The organism is Nocardioides sp. QY071 (assembly GCF_029961765.1).
Classification (GTDB): Bacteria; Actinomycetota; Actinomycetes; order Propionibacteriales; family Nocardioidaceae; genus Nocardioides.
The window spans coordinates 3575927-3599671 of sequence record NZ_CP124681.1; the positions used below are offsets into that span (position 1 = coordinate 3575927).

The 23745-nt window shown below is 72.7% G+C and carries 24 protein-coding genes; 15 read left to right on the top strand and 9 right to left on the bottom strand.

Annotation, left to right across the window (positions count from 1 at the left end; translation table 11 throughout):
• Window positions 1–9: 9 nt before the first annotated feature.
• Complete coding sequence (locus tag QI633_RS17285) at window positions 10–645, bottom strand: TetR family transcriptional regulator (RefSeq protein WP_141798061.1); 636 nt, start codon at window positions 643–645, stop codon at window positions 10–12.
• Between the two features lie 83 nt (window positions 646–728).
• Here QI633_RS17285 and QI633_RS17290 point away from each other — a divergent pair, with 83 nt between their 5' ends.
• Window positions 729–2150, top strand: a complete 1422-nt coding sequence (locus QI633_RS17290; RefSeq protein ID WP_282426461.1) for a DHA2 family efflux MFS transporter permease subunit — start codon at window positions 729–731, stop codon at window positions 2148–2150.
• 2 nt (window positions 2151–2152) lie between these two features.
• Window positions 2153–2530, top strand: a complete 378-nt coding sequence (locus QI633_RS17295) for a VOC family protein (RefSeq protein WP_282426462.1) — start codon at window positions 2153–2155, stop codon at window positions 2528–2530.
• Window positions 2531–2700: 170 nt separating this feature from the next.
• On the opposite strand, the gene pruA is transcribed toward QI633_RS17295, so the two are convergent.
• Both pruA and QI633_RS17305 read right to left on the bottom strand, forming a co-directional pair.
• The gene (gene pruA / locus QI633_RS17300) at window positions 2701–4338 is read right to left on the bottom strand and encodes an L-glutamate gamma-semialdehyde dehydrogenase (protein WP_282426463.1); all 1638 of its coding nucleotides are present in this window, start codon (window positions 4336–4338) and stop codon (window positions 2701–2703) included.
• A gap of 28 nt (window positions 4339–4366) precedes the next feature.
• Entirely contained in the window at window positions 4367–5302 is a 936-nt protein-coding gene (locus tag QI633_RS17305) for a proline dehydrogenase family protein (RefSeq protein ID WP_141798057.1), read from the bottom strand.
• Window positions 5303–5384: 82 nt separating this feature from the next.
• Between QI633_RS17305 and QI633_RS17310 the strand changes: the two genes are divergently transcribed.
• Entirely contained in the window at window positions 5385–6530 is a 1146-nt protein-coding gene (locus QI633_RS17310) for a PucR family transcriptional regulator (RefSeq protein WP_282426464.1), read from the top strand.
• 12 nt (window positions 6531–6542) lie between these two features.
• Here the strand turns inward: QI633_RS17310 and QI633_RS17315 are convergent, their stop codons facing one another.
• Genes QI633_RS17315 through QI633_RS17325 form a run of 3 tightly spaced genes read right to left on the bottom strand, consistent with a single transcriptional unit; the run spans window position 6543 to window position 9107 of the window.
• On the bottom strand, window positions 6543–7010 hold the full coding sequence (locus QI633_RS17315) for a hypothetical protein (RefSeq protein WP_282426465.1): 468 nt from the start codon (window positions 7008–7010) through the stop codon (window positions 6543–6545).
• A gap of 19 nt (window positions 7011–7029) precedes the next feature.
• The gene (locus tag QI633_RS17320) at window positions 7030–8112 is read right to left on the bottom strand and encodes a Dabb family protein (protein ID WP_282426466.1); all 1083 of its coding nucleotides are present in this window, start codon (window positions 8110–8112) and stop codon (window positions 7030–7032) included.
• Between the two features lie 11 nt (window positions 8113–8123).
• Window positions 8124–9107 carry an NADP-dependent oxidoreductase gene (locus tag QI633_RS17325; RefSeq protein ID WP_282426467.1) on the bottom strand — a complete coding sequence of 328 codons (984 nt, stop codon included), beginning with the start codon at window positions 9105–9107 and terminating at the stop codon, window positions 8124–8126.
• Window positions 9108–9326: 219 nt separating this feature from the next.
• On the opposite strand from QI633_RS17325, the gene QI633_RS17330 reads away from it, so the two are divergent.
• From QI633_RS17330 to QI633_RS17355, 6 genes are all read left to right on the top strand, one after another.
• A complete protein-coding gene (locus QI633_RS17330) occupies window positions 9327–9767 on the top strand; it encodes an HNH endonuclease (RefSeq protein ID WP_141798053.1) in 441 nt (146 codons plus the stop codon).
• A gap of 25 nt (window positions 9768–9792) precedes the next feature.
• Window positions 9793–10482: a lysoplasmalogenase gene (locus QI633_RS17335; RefSeq protein WP_282426468.1), complete on the top strand. Its 690-nt coding sequence runs from the start codon at window positions 9793–9795 to the stop codon at window positions 10480–10482.
• Window positions 10483–10607: 125 nt separating this feature from the next.
• The gene (locus QI633_RS17340; protein WP_282426469.1) at window positions 10608–10943 is read left to right on the top strand and encodes a hypothetical protein; all 336 of its coding nucleotides are present in this window, start codon (window positions 10608–10610) and stop codon (window positions 10941–10943) included.
• Window positions 10944–11046: 103 nt separating this feature from the next.
• On the top strand, window positions 11047–11598 hold the full coding sequence (locus QI633_RS17345; protein ID WP_282426470.1) for a HutD family protein: 552 nt from the start codon (window positions 11047–11049) through the stop codon (window positions 11596–11598).
• 68 nt (window positions 11599–11666) lie between these two features.
• Window positions 11667–13292 (top strand): GMC oxidoreductase, encoded by a 1626-nt coding sequence (locus QI633_RS17350; RefSeq protein ID WP_282426471.1) that lies wholly within the window; start codon window positions 11667–11669, stop codon window positions 13290–13292.
• A 45-nt stretch (window positions 13293–13337) separates the two neighbouring features.
• On the top strand, window positions 13338–14900 hold the full coding sequence (locus QI633_RS17355; protein ID WP_282426472.1) for a DNA polymerase ligase N-terminal domain-containing protein: 1563 nt from the start codon (window positions 13338–13340) through the stop codon (window positions 14898–14900).
• 6 nt (window positions 14901–14906) lie between these two features.
• Here the strand turns inward: QI633_RS17355 and QI633_RS17360 are convergent, their stop codons facing one another.
• Genes QI633_RS17360 through QI633_RS17370 form a run of 3 tightly spaced genes read right to left on the bottom strand, consistent with a single transcriptional unit; the run spans window position 14907 to window position 16467 of the window.
• A complete protein-coding gene (locus QI633_RS17360; RefSeq protein WP_282426473.1) occupies window positions 14907–15206 on the bottom strand; it encodes a DUF202 domain-containing protein in 300 nt (99 codons plus the stop codon).
• Window positions 15203–15565 (bottom strand): DUF202 domain-containing protein, encoded by a 363-nt coding sequence (locus tag QI633_RS17365; protein ID WP_141798046.1) that lies wholly within the window; start codon window positions 15563–15565, stop codon window positions 15203–15205. Before QI633_RS17365 ends, QI633_RS17360 begins: the two co-directional genes overlap by 4 nt.
• Complete coding sequence (locus QI633_RS17370; RefSeq protein WP_141798045.1) at window positions 15562–16467, bottom strand: LysR family transcriptional regulator; 906 nt, start codon at window positions 16465–16467, stop codon at window positions 15562–15564. Before QI633_RS17370 ends, QI633_RS17365 begins: the two co-directional genes overlap by 4 nt.
• 233 nt (window positions 16468–16700) lie before the next feature.
• Here QI633_RS17370 and QI633_RS17375 point away from each other — a divergent pair, with 233 nt between their 5' ends.
• The 6 genes from QI633_RS17375 to QI633_RS17400 are packed head-to-tail and all read left to right on the top strand — an operon-like array spanning window position 16701 to window position 23366.
• A complete protein-coding gene (locus QI633_RS17375) occupies window positions 16701–17708 on the top strand; it encodes an ABC transporter substrate-binding protein (protein ID WP_282426474.1) in 1008 nt (335 codons plus the stop codon).
• 12 nt (window positions 17709–17720) lie between these two features.
• Window positions 17721–18509 carry an ABC transporter permease subunit gene (locus QI633_RS17380; protein WP_141798043.1) on the top strand — a complete coding sequence of 263 codons (789 nt, stop codon included), beginning with the start codon at window positions 17721–17723 and terminating at the stop codon, window positions 18507–18509.
• Window positions 18506–19279, top strand: a complete 774-nt coding sequence (locus QI633_RS17385; RefSeq protein WP_282426475.1) for an ABC transporter permease — start codon at window positions 18506–18508, stop codon at window positions 19277–19279. Before QI633_RS17380 ends, QI633_RS17385 begins: the two co-directional genes overlap by 4 nt.
• On the top strand, window positions 19233–20117 hold the full coding sequence (locus QI633_RS17390) for an ABC transporter ATP-binding protein (RefSeq protein WP_282426476.1): 885 nt from the start codon (window positions 19233–19235) through the stop codon (window positions 20115–20117). Before QI633_RS17385 ends, QI633_RS17390 begins: the two co-directional genes overlap by 47 nt.
• Window positions 20114–21697: a sulfatase-like hydrolase/transferase gene (locus QI633_RS17395; RefSeq protein ID WP_282426477.1), complete on the top strand. Its 1584-nt coding sequence runs from the start codon at window positions 20114–20116 to the stop codon at window positions 21695–21697. Before QI633_RS17390 ends, QI633_RS17395 begins: the two co-directional genes overlap by 4 nt.
• Before the next feature lie 25 nt (window positions 21698–21722).
• The gene (locus tag QI633_RS17400; protein ID WP_282426478.1) at window positions 21723–23366 is read left to right on the top strand and encodes an amidohydrolase; all 1644 of its coding nucleotides are present in this window, start codon (window positions 21723–21725) and stop codon (window positions 23364–23366) included.
• Window positions 23367–23745: the final 379 nt, after the last annotated feature.

Genomic DNA, 23745 nt, shown 5'->3' on the forward strand with positions numbered 1-23745 from the left:
AGGACCGGCTCACCGGTGCGGTTTCGTCGCCTCGGCCAACCCGACCTGGATGACGTCGATGGCCGCGGCGGCCGACGCGAGGAGTCGCTCGGACAGCCGCGCGTCGACCCGGCCCTCGGCGGCGGCCCGCTGCACCTCGCGGGTCATCCCGCGAGTGGTGCCGACGAGTGCCGAGGCGACGGTCCAGGAGCGCAGGTCGTCACCGAGCTCGTCGTGCAGGAGGTCGCGCAGCGCGGCGACCGCACGGTCGGCCTCGAGCCGCTCGCGGGCCTGCAGGCTGGGGCTGTCCTGGACGATCCGTGCGATCCGGGACAGCCCGGCGAGCACCGGCGAGGTGGGGTCGGCGAGGACGCCGCGGGGCTGGACGACGTACTCCCGGAACGCGCTGACGACCCGCTGGCCCGCGGGCCGGTCGCGGACGGCGGCGAGCAGGTGCTCGTTGAAGGCGGCCATCCCGTCGTAGATCAGGTCCTCCTTGGCCGGGAAGTAGTTGAACACCGTGGCGGTGGAGACGTCGGCGGCGACGGCGATGTCGGCGACCGGCACCTGCTCGAACCCGCGCTCGGCGAACAGCTCGATCGCGGCCTCGGTGATCCGTCGTCGCGTCTCCTGCTTCTTGCGCTCGCGCAGTCCCAGCTCGGCCATGACGGCACCCTACCTTGACTTTTGCGTCACTAGAAACTTAGAGTCACCATATCTTTAGATTCACGACATGAAAGGAGAGCGTCATGAGCCAGACCGCCATTCCCGCCCCCGCCTCGGCCGCGGCACCGCTCGACCGCACGGCCCGCACCGTCATCGCGGTGGTCGTGCTCGGCATGATCACGACCGTCCTCGACGCGACCATCGTCAGCGTCGCCACCGACCGCCTCGCGGCGGAGTTCACCGTCTCCCTCACCACGATCCAGTGGGTGATGACCGGCTACCTGCTGGCCTTCACCGCGACCATCCCGCTCGCGGGCTGGGCGATGGACCGCTACGGCGCCCGCCGCGTCTGGTTGCTCGCCGTCGGCGTCTTCACGTTCGGCTCCCTGCTGTGCGGCACCGCGTGGTCGGCGCCCTCCCTCATCGGGTTCCGCGTCCTCCAGGGCGCAGGCGCCGGCCTGGTCAGCCCCGTCGGCATCGCGATGGTCGCCCGGGCGGTCGGCCCGCGGCGGATGGGTCGCGCGATGGCCGTCGTCGGCATCCCGATGATGCTGGGGCCGATCCTCGGCCCGGTGCTGGGCGGCGTGCTCATCGACAGCGTCGACTGGCGCTGGATCTTCCTCGTCAACATCCCGGTCGGCCTTGCCTGCCTGGCCTGGTCGGTCCACGCGCTCGCGGACGCACGGGGCGCCGGCCGCGAGAGGCTCGACGTCCTCGGCCTCGCCCTGCTCTCCCCCGGCCTGGTCGCACTGGCGTACGGCGTCACGGCGCTCGCCGCCCCCACCGGGTCGTCCACCGAGGCGGCGACCGGGATCGCCGGCGGCGTGATGCTCCTGGTCGCGTTCGTGGCCCACGCCCTGCGCACCGAGCGGCCGCTGGTCGAGCTGCGCCACTTCGCCACCCGTGGCTTCGCGACCGCGACGGCCGTGCAGTTCCTCGCCGTCGGCGTCCTCACCGGCGCGGGCTTCCTGCTCCCGCTCTACCACCTCCTCGCGCGCGGCGAGACCGAGCTGCAGACCGGCCTCCTGCTCGTGCCCCAGGGCGTGGGAGCAGCGCTCGCGATGGCGCTGACCGGCCGGCTGGTCGACCGTGGTCGCGGCCGGGCCGTCGTGCTCGCCGGCGTTGGCCTGCTGGTGGCCGGCTTCCTCGGCTACACCGCGGTCGGCAGCGACCCGGGTCAGGTCTATCTCGGAATCGCGCTGTTCGCGATCGGCCTCGGCGCCGGCTGCATCTTCGCGCCGACCAGCGCCGCGGCGTACGCCGCCCTGGACCACGCCGCCATTCCCCGCGCCACCACGACGATGAGCATCGCCCAGCGCACCGGCGGCGTCGTCGCCACCGCCGTCTTCGCCACCGTCCTGCAGCACCAGCTGTCCGCTGCCGCTGCCCCCGCCGACGCCTTCAGCGCCGCCTTCTGGTGGCCGCTGGCCGTCGCCGTCCTCGCCGTCGTCCCGGCCGTGCTGCTGCCGGCGTCGAAGGCGCACACTGGAACGCAAGGAGCCTGACCATGTCCATCGAGCTGAACCACACGATCGTCCACGCCACCGACCGCGACGCCACCGCGGCCTTCCTCACCGACCTGCTCGGCCTCCCGGAGGCCGCGGTCTACGGACCCTTCCGCGTCGTCGAGCTCGGCAACGGAGTGAGCCTCGACGTCGTCGGCGCCCCCGGCCCGGTGACCTCCCAGCACTACGCGTTCCTCGTCGGGGACGAGGAGTTCGACGCGATCCACGCCCGCATCGTCGATCGCGGGCTGACCTTCTGGGCCGACCCGTTCCACCGGCAGGAGGGCGCGATCAACCGCAACGACGGCGGCCGCGGTCTCTACTGGTCCGACCCCGACGGCCACAACCTGGAGATCATCACGGTCCCCTACGGCGGCTGACCCGGCGCGAACTGCCCCTGATCTCACGCCGACCCGGCAGAAAGTGGCTCGAATTGCGCGCTGACCCGGCAGAAGATGACACCCGACGGGACCATCTTCTGCCGGGTCAGCGGCATTCGCGGGACAGTTCGAGCCGGGTCGGCGGAATTCGCGAGCCTGTTTCTGCCGGGTCAGCCCATGTGGGGGTAGCGGTGGTCGGTCGGCGGGACCAGGGTCTCCTTGATCGAGCGGGGCGAGGTCCAGCGCAGCAGGTTGAGCGCGGAGCCGGCCTTGTCGTTGGTGCCCGACGCGCGGCCGCCGCCGAAGGGCTGCTGGCCCACGACGGCGCCGGTGGGCTTGTCGTTGACGTAGAAGTTGCCGGCGGCGAAGCGCAGGTGGTTGCTGGCCCAGTCGATGGCCGCGCGGTCGGTCGCGAGAATCGACCCGGTCAACGCGTACGGCGCCGCGGACTCGGCCTGCCTCACGACCTCCTCGAAGGCGCCGGGCCGGCTGTCGTCGTAGACGTGGACGACGAGGATCGGGCCGAAGTACTCGGTGGAGAACATCTCGTCGGCCGGGTCCTCGGCGACCACGACGGTCGGGCGGACGAAGTAGCCGACGCTGTCGTCGACCTCGCCGCCGGCGACGATCTGCAGCCCCTCGGTGGCGCGAGCGCGCTCGATCGCGGCCTTGTGCTTGGCGAACGCCCGGGCGTCGATGACGGCGCCGGTGAAGTTCGAGAAGTCGGTCGGGTCGCCGACCGGCAGGGCGTCGGTCTGGGAGGCCAGGTCGGCGCCCATCCGCGACCACAGCGAGGCGGGGACGTAGGCGCGCGAGGCGGCCGAGCACTTCTGGCCGGAGAACTCGAAGGCGCCGCGGATCAGCGCGGTGCGCAGCACGTCGGGGTCGGCCGAGGGGTGCGCGATGACGAAGTCCTTGCCGCCGGTCTCGCCGACGAGCCGCGGATAGGTCCGGTACGACGACAGGTTGGCCCCGACCGAGGACCACAGCCGCTGGAAGGTCGCGGTGGAGCCGGTGAAGTGGATGCCCGCGAGGTCGGGGTGCGCGAGGGCGACCTCGGAGACGGCCAGCCCGTCGCCGGGCAGCATGTTGATGACGCCCGGCGGCATGCCCGCCTCCTCGAGCAGCTCCATGGTCAGCGACGCGGCGAGCTGCTGGGTGGGCGACGGCTTCCAGATCACCGTGTTGCCCATCAGCGCGGGCGCGGTGGGCAGGTTGCCGGCGATGGCGGTGAAGTTGAAGGGCGTGATCGCGTAGACGAAGCCCTCGAGCGGGCGGTGGTCGGTGCGGTTCCAGATGCCGGGCGCGTTGGCGATCGGCTGCTCGGCGAGGACCTGCCGGGCGAAGTGGACGTTGAACCGCCAGAAGTCGATCAGCTCGCACGCGGCGTCGATCTCGGCCTGGAAGGAGGTCTTCGACTGGCCCAACACCGTGGCGGCGTTGAGCCTCTGGCGCCACGGGCCGGCGAGCAGCTCGGCGGCACGCAGGATGACGGCAGCGCGCTCGTCGAACGGCAGCGCCTGCCAGCCGGGCGCGGCCTCCCGGGCCGCGGCGATCGCGGACTTGGCGTCGTCGGCCGTGCTGTTGCGCAGCACGCCGAGGACCTTCTGATGCGCGTGCGGCTGCACGACGGCGATCTCCTCGCCGCCGCCGACGACCTTCTCGCCACCGATGTGGGCGTCGAGCTGGCGCGTCGTACCGCCCAGCGCGTCGACCTGGGCCACGAGGGCGTCGCGCTCGGCGCTGCCCGGGGCGTAGGTCAGGTTGGGCTCGTTGACGGGAGCCGGCGGGGTGGTGATGGCGTCCATGTCAGTCCTCTCTCGGGAAGCGGTGGGATCAGCGGTGCGCGAGGGCGCGCAGGAAGAAGGCGACGTTGGCGGGGCGCTCGGCGAGCCGGCGCATGAAGTACCCGTACCAGTCGGTGCCGAACGGGATGTAGACGCGCATCCTCATGCCCTCCTCGACCATCCGCTGCTCGAGCTCGGGGCGCACGCCGTAGAGCATCTGCGCCTCCCAGCGGTCCGCGCCGCGACCTGCGGCCACCGCGGCAGCCACCGCGCGGTCGAGCATCGCCGGGTCGTGGGTGGCGATCATCGGGTAGCAGTCGGAGGCCATCAGCGCGTCGACAGCCCGCTCGTAGGCGTGGTCGACCTCGGCCTTGCGCTGCAGCGCGACCGTCTCGGGCTCGCGATAGGCACCCTTGACCAGGCGGATCCGGGCGCCGGTGCCGTCGAGGTCCGCGATGTCGCCGGGGGTACGGCGCAGGTTGGTCTGCAGCACGTTCCCGACGAACGGGTACGTCGCGCGCAGCGCGCCGCCGATCGCGAGCGTCGAGTCGACGGTCGTGTGGTCCTCCATGTCGAGGGTGACGGTGCAGCCCAGGGCGGCGGCCGCGTCGGCGATCTCGGCGGCGTGGTCGGTGGCGATCGTCGTACCGCCGGGCAGGGCCTGGCCCATCGCGGAGAGCTTGAGGGACACGTCGGCGCCGGCGGCGCAGCCGGCCTCGGCCAGCGCGGCGAGGAGGGCGCGGTAGGCGTCGCGCATAGCGCGGGCGCCGGCCAGGTCGAGGACGTCCTCGCCGAGCACGTCGATGGTGACCGCGCGGCCGGCGGCGACCAGGCGACGGGTGGCCTCGACCGCGTCGGCGGTGGACTCGCCGGGCACGAACCGGTCGACGACCTTGCGGGTAACGGGGAAGGACTCGACGGCGCGGCGGGCGCGGGCGCTGCGGGAGGCGCGGTTCAGGGTGTGACTCAGGGCCTGGTCGAGCATGTCTCCACGCTAGGAGCGTGCCGGGTCACACGGAACGGACACCTGTCACATCTTTCGGCCGCGAACGTGTGACACTTGTCCAGTGAGCTCGCTCGACGACCTCGTGGAGGACATGGCCCGGCTGACCGACGCGCCGTGCACCCTGGAGGACCCCGACTTCCGGCTGATCGGGTTCTCCGACCACCGCGGCGACGACGTCATCGACTCCATCCGGCAGCGCTCGATCCTGCAGCGCCGCTCGAGCGAGGACGTGCTGGTGTGGTTCCGCGGCCAGGGCATCGAGGACTCCCTCGGCCCGTTGCGTACGCCGGCCGACCCGGACCTCGGGATCGTGGCCCGACTCTGCGTCCCGGCGCGGCACCTCGACCGGGTGCACGGGTACTTCTGGCTGATCGACCCCGAGGGCCGGATCCCCGAGTCCACCTGGCCCGAGGCGACCCGGATCGCGGAGTCGGCGGCCCGGCTGCTCAACGTGGCCGAGCGCCGCCAGGCCCACCGCGACGCGCTCTTCCGCGAGCTCGTCGAGGGCGGTCGACTGGCGGCGCGCGAGTCGGCGGTCGACCTCGCGCACGCCGGCGGCCTCGACCTGCAGGAGCCGGTGACCTGCGTGCTGCTGGAGCGGCCCGAGCTGCTCGACCAGGTGTCGAGTCGGCCCTCGCGCTCCGGGGTGGTCTGGGTGCGCTCCAGCCCGGGCGTGGCCTGCGCCGTGGTCCGTGCGTCACTCGTCGGCGAGACCGACGGGCTCACCGACCTGCTCGCCGCGCTCGGCCTCGGTCGCCGCGTCGACAGCCTGGACCGGGTCACCCGGGCCGCCACCGGCCCGACCGTGGCGGGCATCGACGCCCTCGCCGCCGCCCACCGCGGCGCCCGGGTCGGCCTGCGCGTGGCCCGCACCGCCGAGCCGGGCACCGTCGTGCGTTGGGAGTCCCTCGGCCCGCTCGCCCTGCTCGGCGTGACCCGCGACGACGACCTCGAGGGCGCCGTCATCGACCCGCGGGTGCGGACCTTCCTCGCCGCCGCGCCCCCCGACGTCCTCGACACGGTGCGGGTCTGGCTCGACGAGGCCGGCAGCGCCGGGCGTACGGCGACCCGGCTCGCCGTGCACCGGCAGACCGTCTACCACCGGATCGGGCAGGTGGAGCAGGCGACGGGCTACGACCTCGGCCGCGGCCAGGACCGGCTGCGTCTGCACCTCGCCCTGGAGCTGGCGCCGTACCTCACTGCCTGATCGGGAGGAGGCTCAGACCACGAGGTCGAGCCGGTGCTCGGTGCCGCCGATCGTGAACCTGTCGCCGGCCTTCAGCCCCAGGATCGCCGCATGCGCCGGGGCGTCCGCGGCGATCCCCTCGAAGGTCGTGCCGTCGACCTCGAACGCCTCGGCGGCCACCCCGACGACGTAGTGGTCGTCACCGAAGGCGACGATCGCGCCGTCCGCGACGACGTCGGTGGGCGTGACGTCGAGGGCATCGACCCGCGCGAGCTCCTCCTGGCGCCGCGCCACGACGCCGCCGAACAGGCCCGCCAGGTCGCCGCCCTCGTCGGACTGCGAGAGGTCGTCGACGTCGTGGACGTCGGCCTGGTCGAGCTCGGCCGCACCCTGCTGGTCGGCCACCGCCTCCCGAGCGCTGGCCAGGGCGGCCTCGACCCGGCCGCGCAGTGCTTCCCTGACCCGCAGCTTGCGGGCGCCGTCCCAGCTCGTGTCGTCCATGGTCCATGGAAGCACGGGATCAGCGCACGATGAAGCCCTCCGCGAGTCCCGCGAACGCATGGCACAGCGCCGGGTCCACGACCTGCGCCCCGGACTCGAGGTCGAACCAGCGGTCGACGTGCGCCCAGTGGTGCGGGTGGATCATGTAGTCGACGCTCAGCCCGTCCAGGTCGGCGTACTCCTGCTCCCACACGAAGTCCCACGGCGCGCCGTCGGTAGCGTCCCAGTCGAGCGCGATCGCCCGGCTCAGGCGCCAGTTGCGGATCGACGCGATGTGCGCGGGCATGGCCAGGGTGTCGCGGGCGAACTCCGACTCGACCTCCGGGTCGACGCCCGGCAGCAGCCGGAAGAGCGCGGTGCGCTTGACGCCGCCGGCGATGCCGGGCTCGCGGGCGCCGGCACCGATCGTGTCGAGACCGAGAGCCGACCAGGACGTGCAGTGCTCCTCGATCGCGGGCAGCAGTACGTCGGCCCACAGCTCCGACTCGTGCGCCACCTCCGCGGTCCCCCGGTCCGGGAAGACCAGGTCCCAGGTGAGGTGCCCGGCGCCGAGGTCGGCCAGGTAGTTGGGGCTCAGGATCGCGGCCTCGATGCCCGGCAGCTCGGCGGCCCGGGCCAGCACCGCGGCCAGCGCGCCCAGCTGCTCCTCGCCGGCATCGGCCGCCAGGTGGAGCTGGGCGGTCTCGCGCCACCGGGTGGGCGTGACCGCGTCGGGGCGGGTGTCGGTCGGCGGGGGCCCGACCTGGTCCGGCGCCACGAGGTAGGTGCGGGCGCGGGACACGACGAGGGCGTCGACGTCGGCCCAGAACTGCACGACGTCGGGAGCGTGGGTCTGGGCGCGGGCGGTCCAGAAGCCTCCGGCGTGGGGCAGGGTCCAGCGCACCCAGAGCACGACCGGCTGGTCGGCGAGGGCGAGCGGAGGAGAGACCCGCTCCTCGACGAGGCTCAGGCCGCGCGCGGCCGCCCCGGTGGCGTAGCCGGCGACGAGCTCGCGCAGTCGCGGCAGGTCGGCGGCGAAGAGCTCGAAGCGGTCCTGGACGACGATCGGTGCAGGGGCCGGTGCAGGGGCCGGTGCAGGGGCCGGTGCGGGGGTCGTGGTCATCTCACTGTCCCTCACAGGTCCGCGACCTTGAGCACGATCTTGCCGCGCGTGTGGCCGGTCTGGATCGCCTCGTGGGCGGCGGGGGCCTCGCGCAGGTCGAGCTCGCGGATCTCCGGGAGGATCACCTCGCCCGACACGACGAGCCCGGCGATCGTGGCGAGCGCGGGCGCGCAGTCGACGTCGGTCATCATCGAGTAGACGCGCTCGATGCCACGTCGGGCGGCGGCCGCGACGTCGGCCGGGATGTCGCCGTCGTCGACGAGCGTCGGGATGCTGACGAAGGCGCCGCCCTGGCGGACCAGGTCGAGGCCGTGGGTGAGCGAGCTCGCGCCGGCCGTGTTGACGAGCAGGTCGAGGCCGTCGGACGCCCACTCCTTGACCGCCGCGGTGACGTCCTCGGTGACGTAGTCGATGACCCGCTCGACGCCGAGTCCCCGCAGGTAGGCGACATTGCCGGTGCTGCAGGTCGCGGCGACCCGCGCCCCGGCGGCGCGGGCGAACTGCACCGCGAAGCTGCCGAGACCACCGGAGCCGCCGTGCACCAGCACCTGCTGACCGGGCTGCACGCCGCCGTTGTGCTGCAGCGCCTGCCACGCGGTCAGCGCGGCCACCGGCAGGGCCGCGGCCTCGGCGAAGCCCATGCCCTCGGGGATGAGCGCGACCCGGTCGACGTTCGCGACGGCGTACTCCGCGTAGCTGCCCTGCGCGCCCTGACCGTGGTTGGTCGGGGTCACCACGCGGTCGCCGAGCGCGAACCCGGTGACGTCCTCGCCGAGCGCGTCGACGACGCCGGCGGCGTCGAAGCCCAGCACGTAGGGGAAGACGTAGGGCCGGAAGGCGGCCAGCATGCCCTGCCGGTTCTTCCAGTCGGCCGGGTTCACGCCGGCGTACGCCACCCGCACCCGCACCTCCCCGGGCCCCGGCTCGGGGGTCTCGATCTCGCCGTACTGCAGGACCTCGGGCCCGCCTGTCTCGTTCATGATCATCGCGAACATGACGCCGAGCGTGGCCCCGGTCACACCGCGCGCCGCTCGCCCTCCCATTCAGCGGGACGCGCCGGGACGGGCAAACCGGTGGAGCCGGGAGCGCGCGCCGACGTACATTCGACGAGTCGGACCTCGCGCAGAGGTCTCCTGTCCTTCATGCCTTCGTGGCCGAACGGAAATACGGACCCTGGACGATCCATCCGACAGAGGAAGGAGGTGAGGGCAGCCATGGCGACCGTGATGCTGCTCAACGCCTCCTACGAGCCGCTCGGCACGGTGACCTTCCAGCATGCCGTGCGGATGCTCTTCCGCGAGGTCGCCACCGTCGAGGAGGCGCACGACGACCGGATGATCGGGCCACACCCGTGGCCGCGGGTGATCCGGCTGGTGCGCTACGTCGCGGCCAAGTGGATGTACCGGCCGGCGGCGTACTCCCGCAGCAACGTGCTCAAGCGCGACCGGCACCGCTGCGCCTACTGCGGCTCGCACGCGACGACCATCGACCACCTGCTCCCGCAGAGCCGCGGCGGCGGGTGGACCTGGCTGAACACGGTCGCGGCGTGCAGCCCCTGCAACGGGCGCAAGGCCAACCGCACGCCGGCCGAGGCGGGCATGCGGCTGCGGCTCGACCCGTTCGTCCCGACGCGCGCCCAGCTCGCGGTCGGCTGAGCCCGCCTGGCCCTACAGTTCGGGCGTGCGCACGTCCACCAGGCTCAAGCTCGCCTATGCCGCCCTCGCGGCGGCCGACACCGCGCTGGCGGGGTCGGGCCGCCCGTGGGCCCACCGCGTCCGACACGTCACCAAGCCGCTGCTGCTGCCGCTGCTCGGCACCGCGCTGGCCAGTGACCCGCGCGCCGCGCGGTCGCCGCTGCGGACCACGACGCTGGCCGCCCAGGTCGGCGGCTGGGGCGGCGACGTGCTGCTGCTCGGCGAGGGAGAGCGGGCGTTCGCGGCCGGCGCGGCGTCGTTCGGGCTCGGCCATCTCGCCTACATCTCGGGCTTCTGGCGCCACCGCGACCGTCGTACGCCGATCACGGCGAGCCGCACCGCCCGGGTCATCGCAGGCCTGTGGGCGGCCACCGGCCCGGTGGTCGCGGCGACGGCGGCGCGCCGGGACCGCGGGCTGGGCGCCACGCTGCTCGGCTACTCGGGACTGCTCGCCACGATGGCGGCCACCGCCTCCCACCTCGACCCGGCCCTGCCCCGCGACGCCCGGCTCCTGACCGCCGCCGGCGGATCGGTGTTCCTCGCCTCCGACGCGGTCCTCGGCGCCCGGACCTTCCTGCTGCCCGACGCACCCGAGCGGCTCGAGGCGCTCGTGATGGCGACGTACGCCGGCGCGCAGCTGCTCCTCGCCGAGGGCGCGGCCCGCGCCGCTCGCTGAGTCGTCCGCACGCACCCTTTGGTGATGCCCCAATCGGGCGATTCCGCGGTGCCCTCCCGCGTCCTACGCTCGCGCGGAGGGAGCGCACCCGAGAGGAACAATCCCGAGAGAAAGAGCGTGACCACATGCGACTGAGAAGCGTCATGGCAGGGGCGTTCTGCGCCCCGATCCTCGTCCTGGCCGGAACCGGCGTGGCGTCGGCCGGCGAGGTCACCGGCCCGCCGGGACCCGACGGGTTCGCCACCGGCGGCCCGACCCCGATCGCGAGCTACCGGGCCAACTCCATCTGCGCCTTCTCGGGCCTGAACGCCTACCACCCCGGCAAGGAGGGTGAGTACGCCGGACACGTGCAGAGCTACGGCGCGATCGTGTCCCAGGGCGGCAAGGCCTTCGCGCCGAGCCCCGGCGACGCGTGCAACGGCCACACCGGCGAGCTGGCCGGCGGCGGAGGGGGCGAGTAGCACCGGGAACAGGCAGGACCCGGCGTCGCGGTGTCTGGCATCCCAGACACCGCGACGCGCTCGGCGGTTCCGCCCTGCGCCGGGATCGGGTGGACTGGAGGCGATGAGCACCCAGACGACGATCACCCGGGCCGCCGACCTCCCACGGGTCCCGTGGCGCAACGGACAGGGCCTGACCACCGAGATCGCCCTCGGCGGTGATCGCGACGACTTCACCTGGCGGGTCAGCCTCGCCGAGGTCACCCGGAGCGGCGACTTCTCGGCCTTCCCCGGCATCGACCGGATCATCATGCTGATCGAGGGCGACGCGATGACGCTGCACCTACCCGGCCATACCCAGCTGCTGCGCACCGACGAGCCGTTCGCCTTCGACGGTGGCGTACCCGTGCGGTGCACCGTGGAGCAGCCCACCCGCGACCTCAACGTGATGACCCGCCGCGGCGCGGCCAGGGCCACTCTCGATGTCCGGGCGGTGACCGCGGAGCCGGACGTCGTACCGGCGGCGGGGACGGTGGTGCTGGTCGTGCTCGACGGGACCGTCGTCCTCGACGGGATCGCCTTGGAGACGGGAGACGTCGCGGTGAGCGGGGCGCGGCTGCGGTTGAGCGGCGTGGGGCGGGTGGCGATCGCGCGGATCGAGATTACCGGCCAGTAGGTAGTGACGAACCCTCACCACAAACGGTAGAACACGTTCTGGTTCTTACCGTCTGTGATGGAGGTCACATGTCCGAAAGCCCCCGCTCCGCGTCCCGGTTCACCCGGCGCGGATTCCTGACGACCACCGGCGCCGCCGTCGGCGCCGCGTCGATCGGCCTGCCCGCGATGACGAGTCCGGCCGCCGGCGCCGCCATCGGCAACGGCGCGCAGGTGCCGGCGCTCGTCATCGGCACCGGGTACGGCGGCGCGGTGGCCGCGCTCCGGCTCGCCCAGGCCGGCGTACCCGTCGAGATGGTCGAGATGGGCATGACGTGGGACACCCCCGGCTCGGACGGCAGGATCTTCCCCAAGGTCACCTCACCGGACAAGCGCGCCTACTGGCTGCGCACGAAGACCAAGGCGCCGGTGAGCAACTTCTTCGGCTTCCCGATCGACAGCAACATCGACCGCTACACCGGCGTCCTCGACGCCGAGGACTTCGCCGGCATCACCGTCTACCAGGGCCGCGGCGTGGGTGGCGGCTCGCTCGTCAACGGCGGCATGGCGGTCACGCCCCAGCAGTCGCGGTTCGCCTCGATCCTGCCGTCGGTCGACGCCGCGGAGATGTACAACACCTACTACCCGCGGGCCAACGCCGGCCTCGGCGTCGGGTCGATCGACCCGACGTGGTTCGAGACCGCCGCCTGCTACCAGTACGCGCGGGTCGGACGGAAGCACGCGCAGCGCTCGGGCTTCGCGTGGACCTTCGTGCCCGACGTCTACGACTGGAACTACATGAAGGCCGAGCAGGCCGGCACGGTCCCGCGGTCCGCGCTCGACGGCCAGGTCATGTACGGCAACGACTTCGGCAAGAAGTCGCTCGTGCAGACCTACCTCGCCCAGGCCCTGGCCACCGGCCGGGTCAACGTGTCGCCGCTGCACAAGGTCACCTCGGTCGCCCCGGTCTCCGGCGGGACCGGCTACACGGTGACGATCGACCAGATCGACACCAACGGCGACACGGTGGCGACCAAGACGGTCACCGCCACGAAGGTGTTCTTCGCCGCGGGCAGTGTCGGGACCAGCAAGCTGCTCGTGAAGCTCAAGGCGACCGGCGTGCTGCCCGGCCTCAACGGCGAGGTCGGCAAGGGCTGGGGCGACAACGGCAACGTCATGTGCGGGCGGGCCAACCACATGTGGGACGCCACCGGCACCCTGCAGTCGACGATCCCGTGCTCGGGCATCGACAACTGGGACGCCGGCGGCGCCTTCGCCGAGGTCGCTCCCCTCCCGACCGGCATCGAGACCTACGCGTCGCTGTACCTGTCGATCACCAGGACCACGCGGCGCGCGGAGTTCAGCTGGAACGCCGCGACCGGCAAGGTCGACCTGTCCTGGCAGAAGGCCTGGAAGCAGGACTCGATCACCATGGCCAAGACGATCTTCGACAAGATCAACAGCAAGGAGGGGACGATCTACCGCACCGACCTCTTCGGCGGCTACAAGATCTGGCAGGACGGCCTGACCTACCACCCGCTCGGCGGCGCGGTGATCAACAAGGCCACCGACAACTACGGCCGCCTGCACGGGTACGACGGCCTCTACGTCATCGACGGCTCGCTGATCCCCGGCAACACCACCGTGAACCCGTTCGTCACGATCACGGCGCTGGCCGAGCGCAACATCGACAACATCCTGGCCAACGACGTCTGAGACCGGTGCCCGCATGGCACCGTGCCATGCGGGCACCGCTGGTGCATGGGTGACCTGCTCGAGCGGTACCGGCGAAAGCGCGACTTCACCCGCACCCCGGAGCCGGCGGGCGCGGTCGCGGACCGGACCGGCGCGCGGTTCGTCGTCCAACGGCACCGAGCCAGCCGCCTGCACTACGACCTGAGGTTCGAGATCGACGGGGTCCTGGTCAGCTGGGCGGTGCCGAAGGGGCCGACCCTCGACCCGCGTGCACGGCGACTGGCGGTGCACGTCGAGGACCACCCGATCGAGTACCTGCACTTCGAGGGCGTGATCCCCTCGGGCGAGTACGGCGGCGGGGACGTCATCGTGTGGGACACCGGCACCTGGGAGCCGGTGAAGACCGATGACCCGCGGGCCGCCGTACGCGACGGCGAGCTGCACGCCGAGGTCCACGGCCACAAGCTGCGGGGGCGGCTGGTGCTGGTCCGGACCGGCGACGAGGGCGAGCGTGAGTCCTGGATGCTGCTGCACAAGCGCGACGCGCACGCCGTCGACGGCTGGGACCCCGAGGCGCACCCGCGCTCGGTGCTGAGCGGCCGCACGAACGACGACGTCGCCGCCGACCCGGACCGCACGTGGCGCTCGGGTGTCCCTGCTGCCGAGGCCGAGGAGGTGCTGCTGCCGGATCCGCTGCCCGACGAGGCCGTCGCCTCGCTCGAGGACCTCGGGAAGCAGGGCACGTGGGAGGTCTTCGGCCGCAGGCTCAAGGTCACCAACCTCGACAAGGTGCTCTTCCCCGGCGATCCCCCGGTGACCAAGCGCGAGCTGCTCGCCTACACGGCGCGGATCGCGCCCGTGGCGCTCCCCTACCTGCGCGGCCGCGCGCTCAACCTGCACCGCTACCCCGACGGCGCCGACGCCAAGGGCTTCTGGCACAAGCAGCGGCCCGACCACGCTCCCGCGTGGCTCGGTGCCTGGGACAACCCGGACGCCGATCCCGGGGAGACGACGACGTACGTCGTCGCGGACGAGCCGGCCGCGCTGGTCTGGGCCGCCAACTTCGGCGCGCTCGAGTGGCACCCGTGGACGTCGCTGGCGGCGCGACCGCACGAGCCGACGTACGCGCTGGTCGACATCGACCCGGGAGAGCGCACCACGTGGGAGGAGGTGCTGACCCTGGCCCGGCTGCACCGCACCGCGCTGGACCACCTCGACGTGCTCGCGCGCCCGAAGGTCACCGGGCGCCGCGGCATCCAGGTGTGGATCCCGGTCGTGCCGGGCTACACCTTCGACGACACCCGGGCCTGGGTGGAGAAGCTGTCGCGCACCGTCGGCAAGGTGCTGCCCGACCTGGTGAGCTGGAAGTGGGAGGTCCGCGCCCGGGAGGGCCGGGCCCGTCTCGACTACACCCAGAACGCGATCAACAAGACCCTGGTCGCGCCGTACTCACCGCGCCCGGCGCGCGGCGCGCCGGTCTCGGTGCCGATCGGCTGGGGCGAGCTCGACGACCCGGACCTGCGCCCGGACCGCTGGACGATCCGGACCGTTCTGGACCGCCTGGCCGTGCGCGGCGACCCGTTCCAGGCGCTGCTGGACGCAGGTCAGGAGCTGCCCGACATCACGTGAGCCGGCTCAGCCCAGGACCAGGACCAAGGAGCCCAGTCCGACCAGCCCGGCCAGAGCGGCGACCATGGCGGGGAGCCGCCCGTCGAGGTCGCGGCGCAGCCCGCCGCCGGGACGGCGGCGCGGGTGCCGGCGGGCGACACCGGCCAGCGCCGCCGCCGCGATGAGGACGCCGACGGCGAGGACCAGGAGCGCGACCACGCCGTCGACCGCGAGCAGGACGCGCGCCTCGACCACCACGACGCCGAGCATCGACAGGACGCTCCGCGTCCACGCCAGCCGGGTCCGCTCGGTCTGCGTGCCGGTCACGACGCCGCCAGGGTGAGCGCGACCAGCACCAGCCCGCCCGCCGCGACCAGCACCACCAGCGCGATGCCGAGCGGCAGGCCGGGCAGCGGCCGCGCCTCGCGCAGCGCCCGCTCGTTGGCCATCCACCGCAGCCAGGCCAGGCCGCACCCGGCGACGCCGGCCAGGATCAGCGCGGCGGCGACCCAGCGGCGCGGGGTCTCGGGCAGCGCGCTGGCCAGCGAGTCCAGCGCGACGCCGGCCGCCATCAGGGCGAGGGCGGTGCGGATCCAGGCGAGGAAGGTCCGCTCGTTGGCGAAGGTGAACCGCGGGTCCGGCTCGGTGCCGAGGTCGTAGACGCTGCGCGGGCGGCGTGCGGTCACGGCTCCTCGCCCTCGGCCCCGAACGGCGCCATCTCGAGCGCGAGGTCGATGAACGCCCGGGCGGCCGGCGACAGCGGACCCTCGCGGCGCACGATCCCGATCTCGTGGGCGACCGTGGGCGTCGTACCGACGACCCGGGCACCGAGCTGGGCCGCCTCCTGGGCCATGTGCCGCGGCAGGAGCGAGGCACCGACGCCGGCCGCGACCAGCTTGGGGATCGTGGCGCGGTAGATCGTCTCCACGACGATCCGCGGCTCGGTGACGTTGGCGATCGCGAGCGAGTCGTCGAGCCGCTTGCGCGAGGCCGTGCCCGGCGGGGTCGCGATGAGCGGCAGCTCGCCGAGCACCGACAGCTCCACGGGCCCGGGGCCCGGGTCGGGGCTGTCGGGCGGCAGCACCAGGAAGAACTCCTGCTCACCGAGGGCGATGGCCTGCAGCCCGGTCGTCGCCGCGGGCAGCCGCACCACCCCGATCTCGCACTGGCCGCCGCCGACGATCGCGGCCGCGCCACCCGGCACGTCGCAGTCGGTGATCCGCACGTTGATGCCGGGGTACAGCTGGCTGAACCTGCCCAGCAGCGCGGTCAGCGGATGGGCGGCCACGGTCGGGGTGGAGGCGATGTCGAGGGTGCCGTCGTACCCGCCGCGGACCTTGGCCACGGCGGCGCGGGCGACGGCGTGGTCGCGCAGCACCTGGCGCGCCGGCGAGAGCAGCGCCTCGCCCGCGGCGGTCAGCTTGACCTTGCGGCCGAGCCGGTGGAACAGGGAGACGCCGAGGTCCTTCTCCAGCGCCGCGATCGCCTGCGACAGCGACGGCTGGGTCACGTGGACGGCCTCCGAGGCCCGCCCGAAGCCACCGTGGTCGACCACGGCGACGAAGTACTCGAGCTGACGACGTTCCATGCCGACCAGCGTACGCCGAGAGATAGGTGTTGGCTATCGGACGACGCACCGCTCAGCCGTGGTGAGCGCCCGCGCTCCCTGCCAGAGCGCCATTCTCGGCGCACCGCCGTTTCTTCTCATTGGAAATGCCTATCGTTCGGGTACGAAGTTTCCATTAGACCTCCGGGCCGGGCGGCAGCACGCTGGTGTGACCTCGGATACACCGACACCGTCCCGCCCCACCTGGAGGACCCATGAAGACCCTGCGCACAGGGCTCGTCGCCGCCACCGCCTCGCTCGCCCTCGTCCTCACCGGCTGCGGCGGCGGGGGCGGCGGTGAGCGCAAGACCGAGGACGGGCTGAAGGTCGTCACGGTCGCCTACACCCCGATCTACTCCGTCGGCGCCCTCAAGCTCGGCATGGACCAGGGCTTCTTCGAGAAGCAGGGCCTGCGCATCGAGCTCAAGCAGGTCGCCAACCCGCCCAGCGGCATCGCGGCGGTCGCCGGCGACGAGGTCGACTTCAACTACACCCCGTCGATCCCGTTCGTGAACGCGATCGCCAACGGCGTCCAGCTCGAGATCGTCGGTGCGGCCGACGGCTACGACGAGGGCACCAAGGCCGCGGTCGAGGCCGACCCGTCGCTCGCGCTCCAGCACGACGACAGCGGCGTGGTCGCCGCGGCCGACTCCGGCATCACGCGGGCGAAGGACCTCGAGGGCAAGACCGTGTCGGTCCCGGCCCGCGGAGCCCAGCTCGAGGTCACGATCGCCGCGGCGGTCAAGGCCGACGGCGGTGACCCGGCGAAGATCAACTGGATCACCCTCGACTTCCCCAGCGCCGTCAGCTCGCTGAAGTCTGGCCGGGTCGACGCCGCCGGGCTCGTCGTCCCCTTCCTCTCCCAGGCCGAGGACGGCGGCGGCAAGCTCGTCCTGTCCCCCGGCCTCGAGTTCTTCGACGACGGCGCGGTCGGCATGTGGGTCACCTCCGCCTCCCTCGCCAAGCAGGACCCCGAGATCGTGAAGTCCTTCCAGGCCGCGGTCGAGCAGACCAACGAGTACGCCGAGGCGCACATCACCGAAGCCCAGCAGGCGGCGGCCGACGTCCTCAAGACCGACCTGGCCACGGTGCAGGCGGGCTCGGAGCCGGCGTTCCCCGCGACGGTCGACCCGGCCGACGTGCAGTCGGTGATCGAGCGGATGAAGGAGCTCGGCTACCTGAAGAAGGACATCGACGCCACGTCCCTCGTCTTCGGCAGCTGACGGAGGACGACGATGCCCACCCTCCGTCCCGGCACCGTCCGGCGGTACGCCGTCGGCGCGGCCAGCATCGCGGTCGCCGCCCTGCTCTGGCAGTGGGCCGTGACCGGACCGCTCGCCGACAAGCCGTTCGCGACCGTGCCCGAGATCCTCGGCCGGCTGCGGGAGTTCGCCGGCGACCCGCTGTTCTGGTCCTCGCTCGGCGAGACCTTCCGGGTGGCGGCCATCGGCCTGGTCCTCTCGGTCGTCCTCGGCGTCGCGGCCGGCCTGCTGGTCGGCCAGTCCGACCTGGCCTACCGCAGCACCCGCGTGCTGGTGGAGTTCCTCAAGCCGATCCCGCCGATCGTCATCCTGCCGCTGCTGGTGCTGGTGCTCGGCCCGACCGGGGACATGGGGATCTTCCTCGTGGCCTTCGGCGGCGTCTTCCCGCTGATCACCCAGACCGCCCACGGCGTCCACGACGTCGACCCGGTCGCGGCCGAGACGGCCCGCTCGTTCCGGCTCACCCGGTGGCAACGGGTCCGCACCCTGGTGGCACCGACCGCCCTGCCGTTCGTGGCGACCGGCGTCCGGATCAGCGCCAGCGCCGCGCTCGTCATCGCGCTCGTCTCGGAGATCATCGGTGGTGCCCCCGGACTCGGCAAGGACCTGGTCCTCGCCCAGACGACCGGCGACTACCCGGCGATCTACGCGCTGGTGGTGACCTTCGGCGTCCTCGGCGTCCTGATCAACGCCGTGCTGGCCGCCGTCGAGCGGCGGGCCCTGTTCTGGCACGCCTCGGTGCGTTCGGAGGTGACGGCATGACCCGCCGACTCTCGCTGGTGGCCCTCGAGCTGTGGCTCCCGGTCGTCGTACTCGTCGGCTGGTGGCTCTGGTCCGCCGGCGCCGCCGAGCCGTTCTTCCCGCCCCTGCAGGAGATCCTCACCCGGTTCCGGGAGATGTGGCTGTTCGACCAGTTCGTCAGCGACGTGCTGCCGAGCCTGCGCAACATGGCGGTCGGCTTCGGCATCGCCTCCGTCGTCGGCATCGCTGCCGGGATGGTGCTGGCCCGGGTCCGCCTGCTCCGCGAGGCGCTCGAGCCGCTGATGCACTTCGTCCGGGCCACTCCGGGCGTCGCACTGGTGCCGATCTTCATCCTGCTCCTCGGCTTCGGCCCGAGCATGAAGATCTCGATCATCGCCACCGCAGCGGTCTTCCCGACGATCATCGCGACGATGGACGGCGTGCGCAGCGCCGACCCGGTGCTGCTCGACATCTCCCGCGCCTACCAGCTCACGCGGCGCCAGCGGGTCACCAAGGTGCTGCTCCCCGCGGCCGGCCCGCAGATCTTCGCGGGCCTCCAGGTCAGCCTGCAGGTCGCCTTCGTGGTGATGATCGCCAGCGAGATGCTCGGCTCCACCGAGGGCATCGGTGCCCTCACCCTGCTCGCCCAGCAGAGCTTCGCGGTCACGGACATGTGGTCCGGCATCGTCCTGCTCGGCCTCCTGGGCTACCTCGTCAACCTCCTGTTCCTCCTCGCCCGCGGTCGTGTCCTGCACTGGTACGACGGCGCCCGAAAGGCGGCCAAAGAATGAGCACCTCCACCACCCTGACCCGCACCCCCTCCCCCTCGCCCACGACAGGAGCTCCGACGATGAGCGAACGCCAGGTCCGGCTCTCGATCGAGGGCCTGCACAAGGGGTACGGCGCCGCGCGGCCCGCAAGGAGGTCATCTCCGACCTCACCTTCGACGTGCACGCGGGCGAGTTCGTCTGCATCGTGGGCCCCTCCGGCGCCGGCAAGACCACGCTGCTCAAGTGCCTGACCGGCCTGCACCCGGCCAGCTCCGGCGCGGTCCGCCTCGACGGCCAGGTGGTCGACGGGCCGCCACGCCAGATGGCGCTGGTGCTGCAGGAGTACACCCGCTCGCTGATGCCGTGGCTGACCGTCGAGAAGAACGTCCGGCTCCCGCTCGCCAACCTCAAGATCGGAAAGGCCGAGCGCGAGCAGCGGATCACCGACGCCCTGCGCGAGGTGGGCCTGTCCGACGTACGCACCAGCTATCCGTGGCAGCTCTCCGGTGGCATGCAGCAGCGCGTCGCCATCGCCCGCGCGCTGGCCTACCGGCCCGAGGTGCTCGTGATGGACGAGCCGTTCGCGTCGGTCGACGCCCAGACCCGCGCCGACCTCGAGGACCTGATGCTCAAGGTGCGCGAGGACTTCGGCATCACCATCGTGCTGGTCACCCACGACATCGACGAGGCTGTCTACCTGTCCGACCGCGTCGTGGTCGTCACCAAGGGCCCGTGCACCGTCGACGAGATCATCCCCGTCGAGCTGCCGTTCCCCCGCGACCAGATCGAGACCAAGTCCGACCCGCGCTTCGTCGACCTGCGGGCGCGGGTGTTCTCGCGGATCAAGGCCTCCGCGTGAGCAAGGTCCGCGGCGTCGTCGTCCTGGTCGCCGACCAGCTCCGGGCCGACCATCTCGGCTTCGGCGGCGGCCAGGTGCCGACCCCGCACCTCGACGCCCTCGCCGCGAGCGGCACGGTCTTCGACCAGGCGTACGTCGCCAACCCGACCTGCATGCCGAACCGTGCCACGATCGCCACCGGCCGCTGGCCCTCGACCCACGGCACCCGCACCAACGGCGTCACCCTGGACTGGGACGCCCAGACGTTCATGCGCTCGATGCAGCGCTCCGGCTGGAACACGGCGGCCGTCGGCAAGCTGCACTTCCAGACCATGGGCTGGCCCTACGAGGACGACCAGCTCGCCGACATGGCGCGACACGCACCCGAGCTCGTGGACGCCGCACTGGTCGACGCCGTCGAGCGCGGCCGCCCGGCGCAGTGGGACACCTGGGAGAGCTTCGAGCGGCACCGGCCCGCCCGCCTCGAGCTCCCGCCCGACTACTACGGCTTCGACACCGTCGACCTGGTGATCGGCCACGGCGACGCCCCGGGCGGCCACTACGCCCACTGGGCGCGGGCCCGCGGCCTCGACCCGGACACCGTGCGGATCATGGGCGACGCGCTCGTCGGCTACCCCGGGTGGGACCAGGTCTACCAGTCGGAGGTGCCGGTCGAGCTGCATCCGACGACGTACGTCACCGAGCGGGCGATCGACCGGCTCGAGCAGCTGACCGCCGGCGACGCGCCCTTCTGCCTGTTCGTGTCCTATCCCGACCCGCACCACCCGTTCGCCCCTCCGGGCGACTACTGGCACCGGGTCGACCCGAGCGCCGTCGAGCTGCCCGCGACCTTCTTCGACACCCACGACCGCTCCCCCGAGCACGTGCGGCAGATCGTCGCCGACCGCGGCCGGCCCGCCGCCGACCCGACGATGACCTGGTCGCCCACCGAGGAGCAGTACCGCCACGCGCTCGCCGCCGAGCTCGGCCTGGTCTCGCTGCTCGACGACAGCATCGGCCGCATCCTCGGCCGGCTCGAGGACCTCGGCATCGCCGACGACACCGCGGTGGTCTTCACCGCCGACCACGGCGACCTGTTCGGCGACCACGGCCTGATGCTCAAGCACTTCGTGCACTACCAGGGCGTGACCCGGGTGCCGTTGATCGTGCGCTCCCCCGGCGGCGACGGCGGGCGCTCCTCGGCGCTGGTGAGCAGCGCCGACATCGCGCCGACGCTGCTCGACCTGGGCGGCGTGCCGTCGTACCGAGGGATCCAGGGCACCAGCCTCCGCTCGCTGGTCGAGGGCCGGGCATCCGCCGTACGACCGCGGCTGCTGGTCGAGGAGGACCAGCCGTTCGGACTGCCCGGGCTGCCGGGACCGGTCCACATCCGCACGCTGCTGACCGAGGACGCCCGGCTCACGGTGTACGGCGGCCACGACGTGCGCGAGCTCTACGCCCTCGACGACGACGCCGACGAGACCACCAACCTGGCCGACACCCTCGACGGGGCCGCGCTCCAGGCCCGGCTGACCGCCGACCTGGCCGCGGAGCTGATCCGGCTCACCGACACCGGCATCCGCCCCGCCGCCTCCGCCTGACCACGCGCGAACCCGAAGGAGACCCGTGCACGCCGACCTGATCCTCCACTCCGGCACCGTCCTCAGCGTCGACGCCGCCTTCTCGACGCACGCCGCCGTCGCCGTGCGAGGGGACCGGATCGTCGCCGTCGGCTCCGACCGCGAGGTGCGCGACCTCGCCGGTCCCGGCACCCGGACGGTGGACCTGGCAGGCGGCACGGTGCTGCCCGGGCTCAACGACTCGCACCTGCACCTGCAGTGGTGGGGCCTGGCGCGCGCACAGGTCGACCTGTCCGCGGCCGGCTCCCTCGACGAGGCCCGGGAGCTGGTACGACGCCACGCCGCCGCGCAGCCCGAGGGTGGCTGGGTGCGGGGCCGGGGCTGGCACGAGCGGGTGCTCGCCGGCGACGACCCGCTCGGGCCGACCGCGGCGATGTTCGACGACGTCTGCGGCGGCCGCCCGATGTTCCTCGAGCACTTCAGCGCGCACGGCGGGCTGCTCAACACCGTCGGCATGCAGCGCGCCGGCCTCACCCGCGCGACCGTGGCACCGCCGGGCGGCGAGGTCGTCCACGACCCCGCAACGGGCGAGCCGACCGGCGTACTCAAGGAGGCCGCCCTCCAGCTGCTCGACGGAGTGCTGCCGGTCCCCACCGCGACCGAGCGGCAGGCCGCGGTGGTCGGGGCGATCGCGGAGCTCAACCGCCGCGGGATCACCAGTCTCACCGACCCGATCGTGACGCCGGAGATGCTGCGCGACTACGTGGCGCTACGTCGCGAGGACCGGCTCTCCGCCCGGCTGACCACGCTGCTGCACTGGACCTGGCCGTCGGTGCAGACGCCACTCGGCGTGCTGGAGGAGGCGATGCGGTACGTCGGCTCGACCACCGGCCTGGGCGACGACCTGCTCCGCATCGGCGGCTGCAAGCTCATCGCCGACGGTGTCGCCTCGCTGGGCACCGCGTGGATGTCGGCGCCGTACCACCACGAGGGCACCTGCGGTGCGCTCGTCACCGAGGGTGCCGACGACGCCGAGCGGGTCGCCGCCCTGCACGCCCTCGTGCGCCTGCTCCACCGGCACCGGTTCCAGGTCCAGGTCCACGCGACCGGCGACCGGGCCTGCGACACCGCGGTCGACGCCCTCGTGGCCGCGCTCGTCGAGGATCCCTGGCCGGACGCCCGGCACGTGCTCATCCACGCCAACCTGCCCTCGCCCGGGTCGATCGCGGCGATGGCCGAGCACGGCATCCTCGCCAACGTCAACGCCCTCGTGAAGTGGCAGGCCGCAGCCGGCCTGGTCGGCGTCATCACCGAGGAGCAGTGGCACCGGATGATGCCCGCCCGCTCCATGGCCGACGCCGGCGTCGTCGTCTGCGACGCCTCCGACGCCCCGATCACCGACCCGGACTGGCGCCTCGCCCTGCAGATGCTGGTCACCCGCGTCCCGCGCGGCAGCGACGGACCCTGCGGTCCCACCGAGCGGCTCACCCGCGAGCAGGCGATCCGCGCCTGGACCGCCAACCCTGCCTGGCAGGACCACGCCGAGCACGACAAGGGCACCGTCGAGCCCGGCAAGGTCGCCGACCTGTGCGTCCTCGCCGAGGACCTGACGACCGTCCCCGACGAGGACCTGCACGCCGTCACACCGGTCATGACGGTGCTGGATGGCCGGGTCGTGCACGAGGGGTGAGCCCCGGCCCGCGCGCGAACTCTCCGTGGGCTTCGGTTGCGCAGGTGGTTGCGTTCCGAAAAGCAGCGACGAGGACAGTGCGGAGATGGTCGGGTTCCGCGGTCGGGCCGCGGTCCGCGTCCGGAGGTCGAGGAGGTCGCGCAGCGACCGTCACGAGACCACCGCAACCGACCTCGTCCGATGGTTGAGGTGCGAGGAGCGCAGCGACGAGCCTCGAAACCACCTGGCCTTCGCGCGAACTGTCCGCGGCCTCGGGTGCGTAGCGGTCGCGAAAGGCAGCGACGAAGAAGGTTGGGAGGCGGCCGGGTCCCGCGGTCGGGCGACGGTTCGCATGCGGCCGAAAAACCCCTAGAAACAAGGGGAAAGTCCTTCCCGACCT

Bases quoted from the DNA above. Each gene is read 5' to 3' on its own strand.
- QI633_RS17285 (WP_141798061.1), bottom strand. From the start codon at position 645: ATGGCCGAGCTGGGACTGCGCGAGCGCAAGAAGCAGGAGACGCGACGA.
- QI633_RS17290 (WP_282426461.1), top strand. From the start codon at position 729: ATGAGCCAGACCGCCATTCCCGCCCCCGCCTCGGCCGCGGCACCGCTC.
- QI633_RS17295 (WP_282426462.1), top strand. From the start codon at position 2,153: ATGTCCATCGAGCTGAACCACACGATCGTCCACGCCACCGACCGCGAC.
- pruA (WP_282426463.1), bottom strand. From the start codon at position 4,338: ATGGACGCCATCACCACCCCGCCGGCTCCCGTCAACGAGCCCAACCTG.
- QI633_RS17305 (WP_141798057.1), bottom strand. From the start codon at position 5,302: ATGCTCGACCAGGCCCTGAGTCACACCCTGAACCGCGCCTCCCGCAGC.
- QI633_RS17315 (WP_282426465.1), bottom strand. From the start codon at position 7,010: ATGGACGACACGAGCTGGGACGGCGCCCGCAAGCTGCGGGTCAGGGAA.
- QI633_RS17320 (WP_282426466.1), bottom strand. From the start codon at position 8,112: ATGACCACGACCCCCGCACCGGCCCCTGCACCGGCCCCTGCACCGGCC.
- QI633_RS17325 (WP_282426467.1), bottom strand. From the start codon at position 9,107: ATGTTCGCGATGATCATGAACGAGACAGGCGGGCCCGAGGTCCTGCAG.
- QI633_RS17330 (WP_141798053.1), top strand. From the start codon at position 9,327: ATGGCGACCGTGATGCTGCTCAACGCCTCCTACGAGCCGCTCGGCACG.
- QI633_RS17340 (WP_282426469.1), top strand. From the start codon at position 10,608: ATGCGACTGAGAAGCGTCATGGCAGGGGCGTTCTGCGCCCCGATCCTC.
- QI633_RS17345 (WP_282426470.1), top strand. From the start codon at position 11,047: ATGAGCACCCAGACGACGATCACCCGGGCCGCCGACCTCCCACGGGTC.
- QI633_RS17350 (WP_282426471.1), top strand. From the start codon at position 11,667: ATGTCCGAAAGCCCCCGCTCCGCGTCCCGGTTCACCCGGCGCGGATTC.
- QI633_RS17355 (WP_282426472.1), top strand. From the start codon at position 13,338: ATGGGTGACCTGCTCGAGCGGTACCGGCGAAAGCGCGACTTCACCCGC.
- QI633_RS17370 (WP_141798045.1), bottom strand. From the start codon at position 16,467: ATGGAACGTCGTCAGCTCGAGTACTTCGTCGCCGTGGTCGACCACGGT.
- QI633_RS17375 (WP_282426474.1), top strand. From the start codon at position 16,701: ATGAAGACCCTGCGCACAGGGCTCGTCGCCGCCACCGCCTCGCTCGCC.
- QI633_RS17380 (WP_141798043.1), top strand. From the start codon at position 17,721: ATGCCCACCCTCCGTCCCGGCACCGTCCGGCGGTACGCCGTCGGCGCG.
- QI633_RS17385 (WP_282426475.1), top strand. From the start codon at position 18,506: ATGACCCGCCGACTCTCGCTGGTGGCCCTCGAGCTGTGGCTCCCGGTC.